We start from the raw sequence: 13466 nt of genomic DNA, 5'->3' as shown, positions 1-13466 counted from the left end.
CTCGGGGTGAGCGTGTGATCCCGTGAAGTGAGCACACACCGAGTTCACGTCCCTCGCCACGCCGTGGTTCAGATCATTTCTTGCCGATCCGGGCGGCTTGGGCCACGGTGGGCGGAACCGGTAGCCGATGACTGGGGTTTGGACCGGCTGTGCGCTGGGTACTGAGCCGTCGGTCAGCAACTAGCCCGTTCGGGTGAAGGCCGGCGCGAAGGGCGGGAGAGCGGACACGGATGAACCTCTTCGACTACATCTCCGATCGGGCGAGCAAGCTCTGGCTGGAGGCCTACCTGCACACCAGCATGGTCGTGCAGTGCACGATCCTCGCCGCGGTACTCGGCGTGCTGATCGGAGTCGCGGTCTACCGCAGCCCGATCGGCTCGGCGGTGGCCACGGCGCTGGCCAGCACGATCTTGACGGTCCCGTCGTTCGCCCTCCTGGGCCTGCTGATCCCCCTTTCGGGGCTCGGCCCGACGACGGCCGTGATCGCACTGGTGCTCTACGGCCTCCTGCCGATCGTCCGGAACACCATCGTCGGGCTCGACGGTGTCGACCCGGCGATCACCGATGCCGCGCGCGGCATCGGCATGAGCCGCTTCGGCGTGCTCACCCGGGTCGAGCTGCGGCTGGCGTGGCCGGCGATCCTCACCGGCATGCGGGTGGCCACCCAGATGCTGATGGGCATCGCGGTGATCGCCGCCTACGCGAAGGGTCCCGGCTTCGGCGCCGAGGTCTTCTCCGGGCTCACGAACGCGGGGAGCACCAACTCCCTGAACCAAGCCGTCACCGGCACGGTCGGGGTGGTCATCCTCGCGCTGCTGCTCGACGGCGTCTACGTCCTGATCAAGCGCTTCACCATTTCTAGGGGTGTCCGTGGCTGAGAACGAGGAAGTCTCCGGCGTCGAGATCGAGCTGGAGCACGTGACGAAGCGGTACCCCGGCACCCGCGAAGCGGCGGTCGACGACTTCTCCATGGTCGTGCCCGCCGGCAAGATCGTGGTCTTCGTCGGCCCGTCCGGGTGCGGCAAGACCACGACCATGCGGATGATCAACCGCCTGGTCCAGCCCACCTCGGGCAAGATCACCATCGGTGGCGACGACGCGCTGAAGCTCGACGTGGACACCCTTCGCCGCCGGATCGGCTACGCGATCCAGCAGGCCGGCCTGTTCCCGCACTTCACCGTCGCGCAGAACATCGGCGTGGTGCCCGGCCTGCTCGGCTGGGACAAGAAGAAGGTCAACGACCGGGTCGAGGAGATGATGGACCTGGTCGGGCTCGACCCGGCCGACTTCCGCGACCGCTTCCCGCGCCAGCTCTCCGGCGGGCAGCAGCAGCGCGTCGGCGTCGCACGGGCGCTCGCCGCGGACCCGCCGGTGCTGCTGATGGACGAGCCGTTCGGCGCGGTCGACCCGATCACCCGCGGCAACCTGCAGGACGAGCTGCTGCGGCTGCAGGACGAGCTGAAGAAGACGATCGTGTTCGTCACGCACGACTTCGACGAGGCCGTGAAGCTCGGCGACAAGATCGCGGTGCTCGGCAACCAGTCGTCGATCATGCAGTACGACACCCCCGAGGCGATCCTGGCCAACCCGGCCAACGACACAGTCGCCGGCTTCGTCGGCGCGGGCGCGTCGCTGAAGCAGCTGACGCTGCTGCGGGTCCGGGACGTCGAGCTGGCGCAGGACGCGCTGACCGCGACGGTGACCGACGACCCGGGCGAGCTCCGCAAGAAGCTCGAAGACCAGCGCAAGCACTTCGCGCTGGTGCTGGACGCGCGCCGCCGCCCGACGCGCTGGGTGCACGTCCGCGACCTGACGCCGGGTGCCTCGCTGGCCAACGCCGGCAAGCCGCTGCGCGACATCGTCAGCCTGCAGTCGACGCTGCAGGACGCGCTCGAGGCGATGCTCGCCGAAGGCGGCTCGGTGCCGGTGACCGGCGCACGCGGCGAGTACGCGGGCACCATCCAGCTGGACACCGTGATCTCGACGATCCAGCAGCTGCGGGACGAGCACACGAACGGTGAAGAGGTGTCCGCATGACGGCTGCCGTCGACACGGGCTTCAGCACCGAGTCCGGCTCGAAACGCGCGGAACGCGTCCGGCTGCTCGCCCAGCCCGTCGTGGTCCTGGTGATCGTCGCCGTCACGTTGATCTCGGTGTTCTCCAGCGGGCTGACCGCCACGGAGAAGGAGACGCTCAACGCGTCCTCGCTGCTCACGGCGTTGGGCGACCACGTGCTGATGACGCTCGTGGTGACGGCGATCGTCGTGCTGGTCGCCGTGCCGCTCGGCGTGATCGTGACCCGGCCGTGGGCGCGCTTCCTGGCGCCCGTCTTCCTGGCGATCGCCAACATCGGCCAGGCCGCGCCCGCGCTCGGCGTGCTGGTGCTGTGGTTCATCGTCACCGGCTCGGTCGGCGGGCTGTGGGTGGCGGCGCTGCCGCTGGCCTTCTACTCGCTGCTGCCGGTGCTCCGGAACACCATGGTCGGCATCCAGCAGGTCGACCCGGCGCTGATCGACGCCGGCCGCGGCATCGGGATGTCGGCGTCCGCGGTGCTGTGGCGGGTCGAACTGCCGCTCGCCGTCCCGCTGATCCTGGCCGGCCTGCGCACGTCGCTCGTCCTGGCGGTCGGCACGGCGACGTTCGGCATGTTCGTCAACGCCGGCGGGTTCGGCCTGCTCATCGACACCGGCTACAAGCTGAACCTCACGCCGGTGCTGGTCACCGGCTCGGTGCTGGCCGTCGCGCTGGCACTGCTGGTGGACTGGCTGGGCGCGGTCGCCGAACAGTACTTCGGACCGAAGGGGCTGCGATGAAACTCCGGCGACTGACCGCCGCCCTCGGCGTGGCGGCGCTGGGCGCCACGCTCTCGGCGTGCGGCCTGACGGTCAACCAGGCGGTGCCCTACGACATCCAGCCGGGCTCGATCCAGCCGATCCCCTCGTTGCAGGGCCTGAAGGTGACGGTGGGATCGAAGGACTTCACCGAAAACATCATCCTGGCCTACATGTCGGAGATGGCGTTGTCCGCGGCCGGCGCGGACGTCGTCGACCTGTCGGACATCAAGGGGTCCAACTCCTCGCGGCAGGCGCTGCTGAACGGGCAGACCGACGTCACGTGGGAGTACACCGGCACCGGCTGGATCAACTACCAGGGCAACGAGCTCCCGGTGCCCGGCGGCGAGAAGGCCCAGTACGAGGCGACGGCAAAGGCGGACGAAGAGAAGTTCGGCGTCACGTGGCTGAACTACTCACCGCTGAACGACCAGTACGCGTTCGCCGTCACCGAGGCGTACGGCGCGAAGAACAACCTGAAGACGACCTCCGACCTGGCGGCGTTCCTCAAGCAGAACCCGGACCAGAACCGGTTCTGCCTGGAGACCGAGTTCACCAGCCGGCAGGACGGCTTCCCGGCCGCGGTGAAGGCGTACGGCTTCCAGAGCCCGAAGATCGAGAACTTCGGCATCGGCACGATCTACTCGGCGGTCGCGGGCGGCACCTGCCCGGTCGGCGAGGTGTTCACCACCGACGGCCGGATCTCCGGGCTGAACCTGCGGGTACTCGAGGACGACAAGAAGGCGTTCCCGCAGTACAACGCCGTTCCGACGCTGCGCACGGAGTGGTTGAAGCAGCACCCGGACGTGCGCGGTCCGCTGGAGAAGGTCGGCGCGGCCCTCGACAACGAGCAGATGGTCGAGCTGTGCAAGCAGGTCGACGTCGACGGGCAGGACGCGGGCAAGGTCGCCCACGACTGGATGGTCAAAAAGGGCTTCATCAAGTAGCCCGCGCGGGGGCGCCCCCCGTTTTCCACGCTACCGGCCGGCACCGACAGTTTCGCGGTGCCGGCCGGTGGCGTCAGAGCCCGAGGCGGTGCAGCAGCTGGCCTTCCAGCCGCTCCAGTTCGCCGGCCACCGCGCGGTGCACGGACTTGCGCCGCGCCGCCGGCATCCGCTCCGCGGCGCGGACCGAGGCCGACAGCTGCTCGAGCGTGCTGAGCGCGTCTTTCGCGAACTCCTGGTCCGCGTTCGAAGCCTTCTCGGACTTCTGCAGATCACGGCAGCCGTCGGCGATGCCGGCGATGCGGGCGTGCAGGGCCGCGCCGCGGCCGGTGTACTCGCCCAGCTTGTCGACCGAGACGCCGAGCTTGCGTGCCTGGTAGCGGTCGTACAGCTCCCGGGCGGAGCCCGCCGCGCGCACCGCGAACGGCGCGACCACCGGGATCACGACCGGGCCGAGCACCTTCGCCACCGCGACCGCGTTCTTCGCCTTCTTGGGGGTGAACCTGGCTTCACCCTCGACCTTGGCCTTGCGCGCCATGGCACCTCCCTGCGACGTGTCGAGGTCGAACTTACTGGTAGCCAGGGTGGCGGGCATGTCGGCTCGGCGGTGGGAAACTAGAGTGATCTCCATGCACGGTGAGGTGGTACTCGACGCGGGCGCGGTCAGCCGCTGCCGCCGGCGTGTGCACCTCGAGCACGACCCGTCGATGCGCGGGGTACCGCTTTCCCCGCCGGATCCGACGGCGCAGCAGCGGATCGACGACGCCACCGCGCACCGCGAGGACATCGTCAGCAGGCTGATGGCCGCGAACCCCGGCCACTGGGTGAAGATCGACCGCGACCTGCCCGCGCACGAGCGCGTCGAACGCACCGAGCAGGCCTTCGCCGCCGAAGCCTCCTACATCTGGGGCGCGCTGCTGCCGGTCGACCCGGCCGGGCACCGGCGCGGCGGCGTCGACCTGCTCGTGCGCACCGGCCGCGGCTACGTCCCGGTGCTCGTCGTGCGCCACCGCATCACCGACCGCGGTGCCGGCGCGATCGTCACCGGGCCGACCGACCTCGATCCCGCGCACCGCGCGGCCGACGACACCCGCAAGGTCCGCTCGCAGCCGCGTGACCAGCTCCGGCTGGTGCACGTCCGCCGCATGCTGCAGACGCTCGGGCAGGCCGACGAGGCCCTCACCACCGGCGGCGTGATCGGCCTCGACGCCGACGTCGTCGTCTGGCACGACCTCACCGCGGGCACCTGGCCCGGCGGCCGCAGCGCGCTGACCGAGTACCAGGTCCGGTTCGCCGACCGGCTCGCCATCGCCAGCGCGGCCGCGAACGGCGAAGAGCCGCTGGCCGAGCCGTCGCGCGTGCTGGAGTGCCGCCGCTGCCCGTGGTGGCCGACGTGCGAGGTGGTGCTCACCGAGAGCCGGGACGTCAGCCTCGTCGTCCGCGGCGAGGACGCCGTGGAGCTGCGCCGCGCCGGCGTGTCCACTGTGGACAAGCTGGCCGCGCTCGACCCGGCCGGCGAGCCGCCGGCGGTGAACTGGACGGGCCTCACCTTCCCGGACGCGGTCGTGCTCGCCCGCGCCTGGCTGGCCGACCTGACGCTGGTGCGCCGCGTCGAGGCGGTGGAGGTGCCGCGCGGGGACGTCGAGGTCGACGTCGACATGGAGAGCTTCGGCGACGCCGGCGCGTACCTGTGGGGCTGCCTGCTGACCGGTGCCGACATCGGCGTGCCGCAGGGGTATCGCGCGTTCGCGACGTGGGACCCGCTGCCGACCGACGACGAAGCCCGGTCGTTCGCCGAGTTCTGGGCCTGGCTCACCGACGTCCGCGAGCGCACCGAAGCGGCCGGGCTGACCTTCCGCGCCTACTGCTACAACGCGCTCGCCGAGAACCGCTGGCTCTTCGGCTCCGTCGAGCGCTTCGGCGAGTACCCGGGGATCCCGGCGAAGAAGGACGTCCAGTCCTTTGTGGACTCCGAGGAGTGGGTCGACCTCTTCCGCAGCGTCACCGACCAGTTCCTGTGCTCCCACGGCAAGGGCCTGAAGGTGATCGCGCCGGTCGCCGGGTTCTCGTGGCGCGATCCCGAGGCGGGCGGCGAGGCGTCCATGCGCTGGTACCGCGACGCCGTGGGCATGGACGGCGAGCAGCCGGACGACGAGCAGCGCGAGCGGCTCCTGCGCTACAACGAAGACGACGTCCTCGCGACGCGGGCGCTGCGCGAGTGGATCAGCGCGCGGGCGCAGGTCGAGGTCCCGTACATGTTCGACCTCTGAGTGGTTCACCGGCTAAGACACTTGCCGACTGGCGCACCCTCATGGATACTCGTCTGCGAGTATTCGTGGACGAGGAGCGGGGATGAAGCGGCGGAAGGTCGGCAACCTGCTCGGGCTGGCCGTGCTGTCCGTGCTGGTCGACGGCCCCAAGCACCCGTACGAGATGGCCACCGTGCTCAAGCAGCGCGGCAAGGAAGGCGACCTGCCGATCAAGTGGGGATCGCTCTACACGGTCGTCGCGAACCTGGAGAAGCACGGCTTCCTCGCGGCCGTCGAGAGCGTGAAGGACGGCGGACGGCCCGAGCGGACCGTCTACCGGATCACCCCGGCCGGGCGCGCGGAGTTCGAAGACTGGGTCCGCGAGCTGGTCGGCACCGCCGACCGGGAACCACCGCGGTTCAAGACCGGGCTGTCGATGCTGGGGGTGCTCGGGCCGGACCAGGCCGCGCGGCAGCTGCGGCTCCGGCTCACCGAGCTCGACGAACACGCCGGTGCGCTGCGGACGTCGCTCGAGCAGCTGAGCGCGCTGATGCCGCGGCTGTTCCTGGTCGAAGTCGAGTACGACCTGGCGATGACGGAAGCCGAGGCGCGCTGGGTGCGCGGCTTCCTCGACGAACTGACCAGCGGCGCCGTGCCCGGCACGGACGCGTGGCGGCGCTGGTACGAGACCGGCGAACTCCCCGACGACTTCGGGGAGTTGATGGCTGGGAAATAGCACGGACCCCGGGTGGTGCTGGCACACCGCCCGGGGTCCTCGACCCCGAACCGAGCACGCCCGGCCCCGAGGTGGCACGAAAAGGATAACCGGGCGGCTCTTCGGTTCGGCTCACCCGAAGAGGAGAGATCCATGGAAACGACCCGCAAGCACCGGGTGCCCGAGATGGAGGGGTTCCAGGCCCGCTGGTACGCCAAGAACCGCGGCACGGAAGCCCAGCTCAGGCAGTACCGGAAGCAGGCGGCCGAGGTCACGTCCGGGCTGGCGGCGGGCGCCGCGATCCTGGAGGTGGCGCCCGGGCCGGGCTTCTTCGCCATCGAGCTGGCGAAGCGCGGCTTCCGCGTCACCGGGCTCGACATCAGCCACACGATGGTCGAGATCGCCCGGGAAAACAGTGCCGGCCTGGAGATCGACTTCCGCCAGGGCGACATCACGCACGCGCCGTTCGACGCGGAGTCGTTCGACTTCGTGGTCTGCCAGGCGGCGTTCAAGAACTTCCGGCAGCCGGTCGCGGCGCTGGACGAGATGCACCGGGTGCTGCGCCCCGGTGGGTTCGCGGTGATCCACGATCTCAACCACGAGGCCACGAGCGCGGACATCGGCCGCGAGGTCGCGTCGATGAACGTCGGCGTGGTCAGCGGCTTCACCGTCCGGCAGACGCTCGGCTGGCTGCGGCGCCGCGCGTTCACCCCGACCCAGTTCGAGGAGCTGGCCGCCCAGAGCGCTTTCGGTGGCTGCTCGGTCACCGCGGACGGCATCGGCCTGGAAGTCCGCCTCACCCGCTGACCAGCCCAGGGCGGCACTTTCCCTATGAAAGTGCCGCCCTCGGGGTCAGCGCGGGGCCATGCGCAGCGAGCCGTCCATGCGGACGACCTCGCCGTTCAGGTAGTCGTGGTCGATCAGCGAGAGCGCGAGCTGGGCGTACTCGTCCGGCCGCGCGAGGCGCTTCGGGAACGGGATGCCGGAGGCGAGCGCCGCGCGGAACTCGTCGCTGACCGTGGCCAGCATCGGGGTGTCCACGATGCCGGGCGCGATGGTCAGCACGCGGATGCCGTGTGAGGCGAGGTCGCGGGCGGCCGGCAGGGTCATGCCGACGACGCCGCCCTTGGACGACGAGTAGGCGACCTGTCCGATCTGGCCGTCGAACGCGGCGATGGACGCGGTGTTGATGATGACGCCGCGGGCGTCGTCCTCGAGCGGCTCGGTCTTCGCGATCGCTTCGGAAGCGACGGTCAGGACGTTGAACGTCCCGATCAGGTTGATCTGGATGACCTTCGCGTACAGCGCGAGGTCGTGGCGGCCCTTCTTGGACAGGATCCGCGCGGACGGCCCGATGCCGGCGCAGTTCACCACGGTCCGCAGCGGCACGCCGGAGCCCGATGCGGTCGCGACCGCCGCCTCGACCTGCTCGACGTCGGTGACGTCGGCCTCGACGTAGGTGATGCCGTCGACCTGCTCGGCCTTCTCGATCGACTGCGCCAGGTCGAGCGCGAACACCTTCGCGCCCTTGGCCGCGAGCGCCTTCGCCGTGGCTCCGCCGAGACCCGACGCGCCACCCGTGACGAGCGCCGCGGTGTCCGTGATCTGCATCTGTGCCGTTCCCTTCGCTGCTCCGGTTCGCGGACCAAGGTTAACGCTCGTTCGCATCGACGGTTCGTGTCTTCGCTCACCGCTTCCGGGGGCGTCTGTTTCCGTTAGCGTCGTGGTCAACTCGGGCTGTCACCTTCAGCACCATGACGCCAGCTCGGATCGTGGTGGTAGGGACCGGTTACGTCGGCTTGACCACGGGGGCCTGCCTGGCCAGTCTGGGGCATTCCGTCACCTGCGTGGACGTCGACCGCGCGAAGGTGTCCCGGCTGAGCGCCGGCCGCGTCGACATCCTCGAACCCGGGCTCGCCGACCTGGTGACCCGCGGCATCGCCGCCGGGCGCCTCCAGTTCGTCGTCGGCGCGCGGGACGCGGTCCGCGACGCGCAGGCGGTGTTCCTCTGCGTGCCGACGCCGATGGGGGCCGGCGGCTCCGCGGACCTGCGCGCGGTCGAGGCGGTGACCGCCGAGATCGGCGACGTCCTGCCCGCCGGGTGCGCGCTGGTCACCAAGTCGACCGTGCCGGTCGGCACGTCCGAGCGGATCCAGGCGATGCTCGGCCGCGCCGACGTGCCGGTGGTGTCGAACCCCGAGTTCCTCCGCGAAGGCACCGCGGTCGCCGACTTCCTCGGCCCGGACCGGATCGTCGTCGGGTCGGCCGACCTCGCCGCCGCCCGGTGGGTCGGCGCGCTGTACGCCGAGCTGGACGCGCCGCTCGTCGTCGCCGACGCGGCGAGCGCGGAGCTCGTGAAGTACGCGGCGAACTGCTACCTCGCGCTCAAGCTGTCCTACGTCAACTCGATCGGCGAGCTGTGCGAACGCCTCGGCGCGGACATCACCCTGGTCACCGAGGGCATGGGCTACGACCGGCGGATCGGCCGGACGTTCCTCAAGCCGGGCCCGGGCTGGGGCGGCTCGTGCCTGCCGAAGGACACCAGCGCGCTGGTCAAGGTGGCCGAGTCGGTGAACTACGACTTCAAGATGCTGACCTCGGCCATCGACGAGAACATCGCCCAGCGCGACCGGATCGTCGCGAAGATCGCCGGCGCGGTCGGCGGCACGCTGGCCGGCGCCCGGATCGGTGTGCTCGGCCTGGCGTTCAAGGCGGGCACCAACGACCTGCGCGACTCGCCCGCCCTCGCCGTCGCGTCGGTGCTGGGCGCGCTCGGCGCCGAACTGACCGCGTACGACCCGGCGATCGACGGCGGGCTCGACGGGATGACCGTCGTCGACGACGCCTACCAGGTCGCGAAGGACGCGGACGTCGTCGTCGTACTGACCGAGTGGGCCGAGTTCAAGCACCTCGACTGGGCCGCGATGGCCGAGCTGATGGACGGCATCGACGTCGTCGACACGCGCAACCTCCTGGACCCGCGGGTGATCGTGGCCGCCGGGCTGTCCTGGCAGGGCGTCGGGCGGCCGCGGGCGGCAGCGAAAATCAAGGTGTCCTGACCGGTAGCGCTGGCTACGATCCGGAATCGTGCCAGTATCCGTATCCGTCGAACTCAACCACCTGATCGTCCCGTCCCGGAACAACCGGGAATCCGCCGAATTCCTGGCGACCCTGCTCGGCCTCGAAGTCGGGGAAGAGTGGGGTCCGTTCATCCCCGTCGAGACGCGCAACGGCGTCCGGCTGGACTTCGCGAGCGTCCCCGAAGCGGACCTTCGCCTGCAGCACTACTGCTTCCTGGTCCCCGAAGACGACTTCGACGCCGTCTTCGCGCGGCTCGTCGAATCGGGCGTCACCTATTTCGCCGATCCGCGGATGCAGCAGGTCGGCGAAATCAACCACAACCACGGCGGCCGTGGGGTCTACTTCCTCGATCCCGGCGGCAACGGGATGGAGATCATCACGCAGCCGTACGAGCCGGAGCGGCGCCGTCCGACGGCTTGGTAATTCCTTAGCTTTGCGTACTATCGGGGCATGTTCACGACGAGGCCCGAGCTGGCCGGCACCTTCGGGATGGTGGCATCGACGCACTGGCTGGCCTCGGCCACCGGGATGGCGGTGCTGGAAGACGGCGGCAACGCGTTCGACGCGGCGGTCGCCGCCGGGTTCGTCCTGCAGGTCGCCGAGCCGCACCTGTGCGGGCCGGCGGGCCAGGTACCCGGCCTCTTCGTGACGGCGGACGACCCGACCCCGCGGGCGCTGGCCGGCCAAGGCCCGTCGCCCGCGGGGGCCACGCCCGAGCACTTCGCGGCGCTGGGGCTGGACCTGATCCCCGGCAGCGGCTTGCTCCCGGCGACCGTCCCGGGTGCGTGGGACGGCTGGCTCCTGCTCCTTCGCGACTACGGCACGAAGCCGCTTCGCGAGGTGCTGTCCTACGCGATCGGGTACGCCCGCAACGGCGTCCCGCTGGTCTCGCGGGTCACGGACACGATCAGCGCGGTGTCCCGCTTGTTCACCGAGCACTGGCCGACGTCGGCGGAGCTGTGGCTGCCGGGCGGCGAGCCGGCGGCCGGCCTGCACCGGAACCCGGCCCTGGCGGACACCTGGGAACGGCTGCTGCGGGAAGCCGAAGCCGTCTCGGGTCGCGAAGCGCAGATCGACGCCGGCCGTCGGGCCTGGTCACAGGGTTTCGTCGCCGAAGCGATCGACGCGTTCAGCCGCCAGGAGTTCCGCGACGACTCCGGCCGCGACCACGCGGGCCTGCTGACCGGCGACGACCTGGCGTCGTGGTCGGCGTCGTACGAGGAGCCGGCGTTCGTGGACGTCGGCGACCGGCGCCTGGTCAAGCTGGGCGGCTGGACGCAGGGCCCGGCGCTGCTCCAGCAGGCGCTGCTCCTGCACGGCTTCCGCGATGAGCTGTCCTTTGTGGACGGAGTCGCGTCGGAGCGCACGGTGCACTTGGCGACCGAAGCGGCGAAGCTGGCGTTCGCGGACCGCGAGGCGTGGTACGGCGACACCGACGTCCCCCTCGACGTCCTGCTTTCGGCGTCGTACACGGATTCGCGGCGCGCGTTGATCACCGACACGGCGTCCGCTTCCCTGCGCCCGGGAGACGCCCGCGGCCCGGCGCGGCTGCCGGCGATCCTGGACTCGTTGCAGGGGTTGCGGGCCGAAGGCGGCGCGACCGGCGAGCCGACGGTCGGCCCCCAGGGCCAGACCCGCGGCGACACGGTCCACCTCGACGTCGTCGACGCGGCGGGCAACCTGGTGTCGCTCACGCCGTCCGGCGGCTGGCTGCAGTCCAGCCCGACCATCCCGTCGCTGGGCTTCTGCCTGGACTCCCGCGGCCAGATGTTCTGGCTGGAACAGGGCCTGCCGAACTCCTTGGCCCCGCGCAAGCGCCCCCGGATCACGCTGTCGCCGTCCCTCGCCCTGCGCGACGGCGTCCCGACGCTGGCCTTCGGCACCCCCGGCGGCGACCAGCAGGACCAGTGGCAGCTGTGCTTCTGGCTCGCCCACGTCTACGGCGGCCTGAACCTCCAGGAGTCGATCGACAGCCCGGCCTGGCACACGACGGCGTTCCCGAGCTCGTTCTACCCGCGGTCCTGGAACCCCCGCGAACTGGTGGTGGAGTCCCGCCTCGGCGCGTCCACTTTGGACGGCCTGCGCGCCCGCGGCCACGAGGTCGTGGACGCGGGCGACTGGGCCCTCGGCCGGCTCTCGGCGGTCTCCCGCACCGGCGGCTTGCTCAAGGCGGCGGCCAACGCCCGCGGCATGCAGGGTTACGCCGCCGGCCGCTAGGGCCGCTGCCAGAGCCAGAACTCGATGCCCTGGTTGTCGGTGCAGTCCGCGGTCCGGCCGTACGGGTGGTTCTCCACTTCGCCGGCCTGACCGCCCTGTTCGCCGACCCTGGCCCGGGCCGCGTCGAGGTCGTCCACGGCGTACATCAGCTTCCAGCCGACCTGCCGGTCGCCCGCCCACAGCCCGCCTTCGAGACCCGGTCCCGAGAAGCCCCAAGCGTCGGACACCGAACCCGGCGTGAACTCCCAGCCGAGGACCGCGCCGTAGAACGACTTCGCCGGCTCGGCTTCCGGGACCTGGAACGTGAAGTACATGGCCTCGCCCGGTTTCGGCGACGCGGCGGGCTTCGGCGTCGCCTGCGAGACCAGCCAGCGCTGGCCGAACGGGTCGCGGAACGAGCCGCCGCGCCCGTACGGCGAGTCGCTCACCGCGCGGATCAGCGTCGCGCCCCGCTCCAGGGCCCGGGTCACGCTGACGTCCGGGTCCGGCACCTCCACCCGCACCGACGCGCCCCCTTCGCGCGGGGCCACGTGCCCGATCTCCGGGTACTCCTCGGCGAGCATGAGCACGGCGTCGCCGATGGCCAGTTCGGCGTGCCCGATCCGGCCGTCGTCCATCAGGATCGGCTCGCCGCGGCGCACCGCGCCGAAGACCTCGACGTAGAAGTCGAGGGCGGCGCGCGCGTCGGAGACGGCGAGGTACGGCGTCAGCGAGCGCAGTTCGGCGTCGGTGGCCGGCGCTTCGGAGGTGGTCGTCATATCGGCTCCGTTCAAGATCACGCGACGCAGGTTGTCGCGCAGTTCGGCGGCGAAGTCCGGGTCGGGACCGACCCGCTCGGAAGGCCGGCGAAGCGCGTCGAACGGCTCAGGCATCGCGACCCTCCTTCTCCTCGTAAGCGCGCCGGAACGCGGCGCGGGCCCGCACGAGCAACGCCTCGGTGGCGTGCACGCTCCGGCCCAGGTGGCCGGCGACCTCGGGCACCCCGAGGCCGTCGACGTACCGGAGGGTCAGCGCGGCCCGGTGGTGCGGGCCGAGCGAGTCGAGCACCTGTCTCGCGCGCAGGGCGTCGAGCTGCTCGTCCCACGGGTCTTCGACCTCCGGCTCGCTGTCGTGCACGAGCCGCAAGCCGCGTTCCTCGCGTTCTTTGCGCCGCCAGTGGTCGGCGAGCTTGTGCCGGGCGACGCCGATCAGCCACCCGGTGCTCACTGGAGGTGCGTACTCCTTGCGACAGGCGGCGACCGCGCCGAGGAACGTCTCGGACGTCAGTTCCTCGGCGAGCGTGCGGTCGCCGCAGCGGGACAGCAGGTACCCGTAGACCTCCGGCAGCGCGGTCTCGTAGAGGCCGAGCAGCGCGAAGGCCGGGTCCGGTCGTACCCGAGGTTCCGTCACACCCCCATAGTCGTCCGGGGGACCACTTTTCCGACGGGTG

14 protein-coding genes are annotated in these 13466 nt (G+C 70.9%); 10 read left to right on the top strand and 4 right to left on the bottom strand.

The genetic code is table 11. The features are described 5' to 3' along the window. Positions 1-230 precede the first annotated feature (230 nt). From SD460_RS05605 to SD460_RS05590, 4 genes are read left to right on the top strand one after another with little or no spacing between them, the layout of a single operon-like run. The gene (locus tag SD460_RS05605; RefSeq protein WP_290051392.1) at positions 231-878 is read left to right on the top strand and encodes an ABC transporter permease; all 648 of its coding nucleotides are present in this window, start codon (positions 231-233) and stop codon (positions 876-878) included. After that, positions 871-2037, top strand: coding sequence for an ATP-binding cassette domain-containing protein (locus tag SD460_RS05600; protein WP_290051394.1), 1167 nt, complete (start codon positions 871-873; stop codon positions 2035-2037). Before SD460_RS05605 ends, SD460_RS05600 begins: the two co-directional genes overlap by 8 nt. After that, complete coding sequence (locus SD460_RS05595) at positions 2034-2813, top strand: ABC transporter permease (RefSeq protein ID WP_290051396.1); 780 nt, start codon at positions 2034-2036, stop codon at positions 2811-2813. The genes SD460_RS05600 and SD460_RS05595 overlap by 4 nt, the downstream gene beginning before the upstream one ends. Next, the gene (locus tag SD460_RS05590) at positions 2810-3778 is read left to right on the top strand and encodes a glycine betaine ABC transporter substrate-binding protein (RefSeq protein WP_290051398.1); all 969 of its coding nucleotides are present in this window, start codon (positions 2810-2812) and stop codon (positions 3776-3778) included. Before SD460_RS05595 ends, SD460_RS05590 begins: the two co-directional genes overlap by 4 nt. A gap of 73 nt (positions 3779-3851) precedes the next feature. On the opposite strand, the gene SD460_RS05585 is transcribed toward SD460_RS05590, so the two are convergent. Then, positions 3852-4313 carry a DUF6474 family protein gene (locus SD460_RS05585; protein ID WP_290051401.1) on the bottom strand — a complete coding sequence of 154 codons (462 nt, stop codon included), beginning with the start codon at positions 4311-4313 and terminating at the stop codon, positions 3852-3854. A 91-nt stretch (positions 4314-4404) separates the two neighbouring features. On the opposite strand from SD460_RS05585, the gene SD460_RS05580 reads away from it, so the two are divergent. The 3 genes from SD460_RS05580 to SD460_RS05570 all read left to right on the top strand — a co-directional run bounded on the left by SD460_RS05580 (position 4405) and on the right by SD460_RS05570 (position 7546). Then, positions 4405-6045, top strand: a complete 1641-nt coding sequence (locus SD460_RS05580) for a TM0106 family RecB-like putative nuclease (protein ID WP_290051403.1) — start codon at positions 4405-4407, stop codon at positions 6043-6045. A gap of 82 nt (positions 6046-6127) precedes the next feature. Next, entirely contained in the window at positions 6128-6760 is a 633-nt protein-coding gene (locus SD460_RS05575) for a PadR family transcriptional regulator (protein ID WP_290051404.1), read from the top strand. 132 nt (positions 6761-6892) lie between these two features. Beyond that, positions 6893-7546, top strand: coding sequence for a class I SAM-dependent methyltransferase (locus SD460_RS05570; protein WP_290051406.1), 654 nt, complete (start codon positions 6893-6895; stop codon positions 7544-7546). Positions 7547-7591: 45 nt separating this feature from the next. On the opposite strand, the gene SD460_RS05565 is transcribed toward SD460_RS05570, so the two are convergent. Further along, positions 7592-8350, bottom strand: a complete 759-nt coding sequence (locus tag SD460_RS05565) for an SDR family NAD(P)-dependent oxidoreductase (protein WP_290051408.1) — start codon at positions 8348-8350, stop codon at positions 7592-7594. Between the two features lie 143 nt (positions 8351-8493). Here SD460_RS05565 and SD460_RS05560 point away from each other — a divergent pair, with 143 nt between their 5' ends. Genes SD460_RS05560 through SD460_RS05550 form a run of 3 tightly spaced genes read left to right on the top strand, consistent with a single transcriptional unit; the run spans position 8494 to position 12037 of the window. Continuing rightward, positions 8494-9798: a UDP-glucose dehydrogenase family protein gene (locus tag SD460_RS05560; protein ID WP_290051411.1), complete on the top strand. Its 1305-nt coding sequence runs from the start codon at positions 8494-8496 to the stop codon at positions 9796-9798. A 28-nt stretch (positions 9799-9826) separates the two neighbouring features. Next, positions 9827-10243: a VOC family protein gene (locus tag SD460_RS05555; protein ID WP_290051413.1), complete on the top strand. Its 417-nt coding sequence runs from the start codon at positions 9827-9829 to the stop codon at positions 10241-10243. Positions 10244-10270: 27 nt separating this feature from the next. Further along, positions 10271-12037, top strand: a complete 1767-nt coding sequence (locus tag SD460_RS05550) for a gamma-glutamyltransferase family protein (protein ID WP_290051416.1) — start codon at positions 10271-10273, stop codon at positions 12035-12037. On the opposite strand, the gene SD460_RS05545 is transcribed toward SD460_RS05550, so the two are convergent. Continuing rightward, positions 12034-12909, bottom strand: a complete 876-nt coding sequence (locus SD460_RS05545) for a VOC family protein (RefSeq protein ID WP_290051417.1) — start codon at positions 12907-12909, stop codon at positions 12034-12036. The two genes, SD460_RS05550 and SD460_RS05545, sit on opposite strands and share 4 nt — an antisense overlap. Next, positions 12902-13426, bottom strand: a complete 525-nt coding sequence (locus SD460_RS05540) for an RNA polymerase sigma factor (protein WP_290051419.1) — start codon at positions 13424-13426, stop codon at positions 12902-12904. The genes SD460_RS05545 and SD460_RS05540 overlap by 8 nt, the downstream gene beginning before the upstream one ends. Positions 13427-13466: the final 40 nt, after the last annotated feature.

Origin of the sequence: Amycolatopsis solani, from assembly GCF_033441515.1 — a bacterium.
GTDB classification, from domain to species: Bacteria; Actinomycetota; Actinomycetes; order Mycobacteriales; family Pseudonocardiaceae; genus Amycolatopsis; species Amycolatopsis solani.
This window is presented reverse-complemented; position numbering and strand designations above follow the sequence as displayed.

Excerpts from the sequence above, each read along its gene's own strand:
- SD460_RS05605 (WP_290051392.1), top strand. The coding sequence starts at position 231 with ATGAACCTCTTCGACTACATCTCCGATCGGGCGAGCAAGCTCTGGCTG.
- SD460_RS05595 (WP_290051396.1), top strand. The coding sequence starts at position 2,034 with ATGACGGCTGCCGTCGACACGGGCTTCAGCACCGAGTCCGGCTCGAAA.
- SD460_RS05590 (WP_290051398.1), top strand. The coding sequence starts at position 2,810 with ATGAAACTCCGGCGACTGACCGCCGCCCTCGGCGTGGCGGCGCTGGGC.
- SD460_RS05585 (WP_290051401.1), bottom strand. The coding sequence starts at position 4,313 with ATGGCGCGCAAGGCCAAGGTCGAGGGTGAAGCCAGGTTCACCCCCAAG.
- SD460_RS05580 (WP_290051403.1), top strand. The coding sequence starts at position 4,405 with ATGCACGGTGAGGTGGTACTCGACGCGGGCGCGGTCAGCCGCTGCCGC.
- SD460_RS05575 (WP_290051404.1), top strand. The coding sequence starts at position 6,128 with ATGAAGCGGCGGAAGGTCGGCAACCTGCTCGGGCTGGCCGTGCTGTCC.
- SD460_RS05570 (WP_290051406.1), top strand. The coding sequence starts at position 6,893 with ATGGAAACGACCCGCAAGCACCGGGTGCCCGAGATGGAGGGGTTCCAG.
- SD460_RS05565 (WP_290051408.1), bottom strand. The coding sequence starts at position 8,350 with ATGCAGATCACGGACACCGCGGCGCTCGTCACGGGTGGCGCGTCGGGT.
- SD460_RS05560 (WP_290051411.1), top strand. The coding sequence starts at position 8,494 with ATGACGCCAGCTCGGATCGTGGTGGTAGGGACCGGTTACGTCGGCTTG.
- SD460_RS05550 (WP_290051416.1), top strand. The coding sequence starts at position 10,271 with ATGTTCACGACGAGGCCCGAGCTGGCCGGCACCTTCGGGATGGTGGCA.
- SD460_RS05545 (WP_290051417.1), bottom strand. The coding sequence starts at position 12,909 with ATGCCTGAGCCGTTCGACGCGCTTCGCCGGCCTTCCGAGCGGGTCGGT.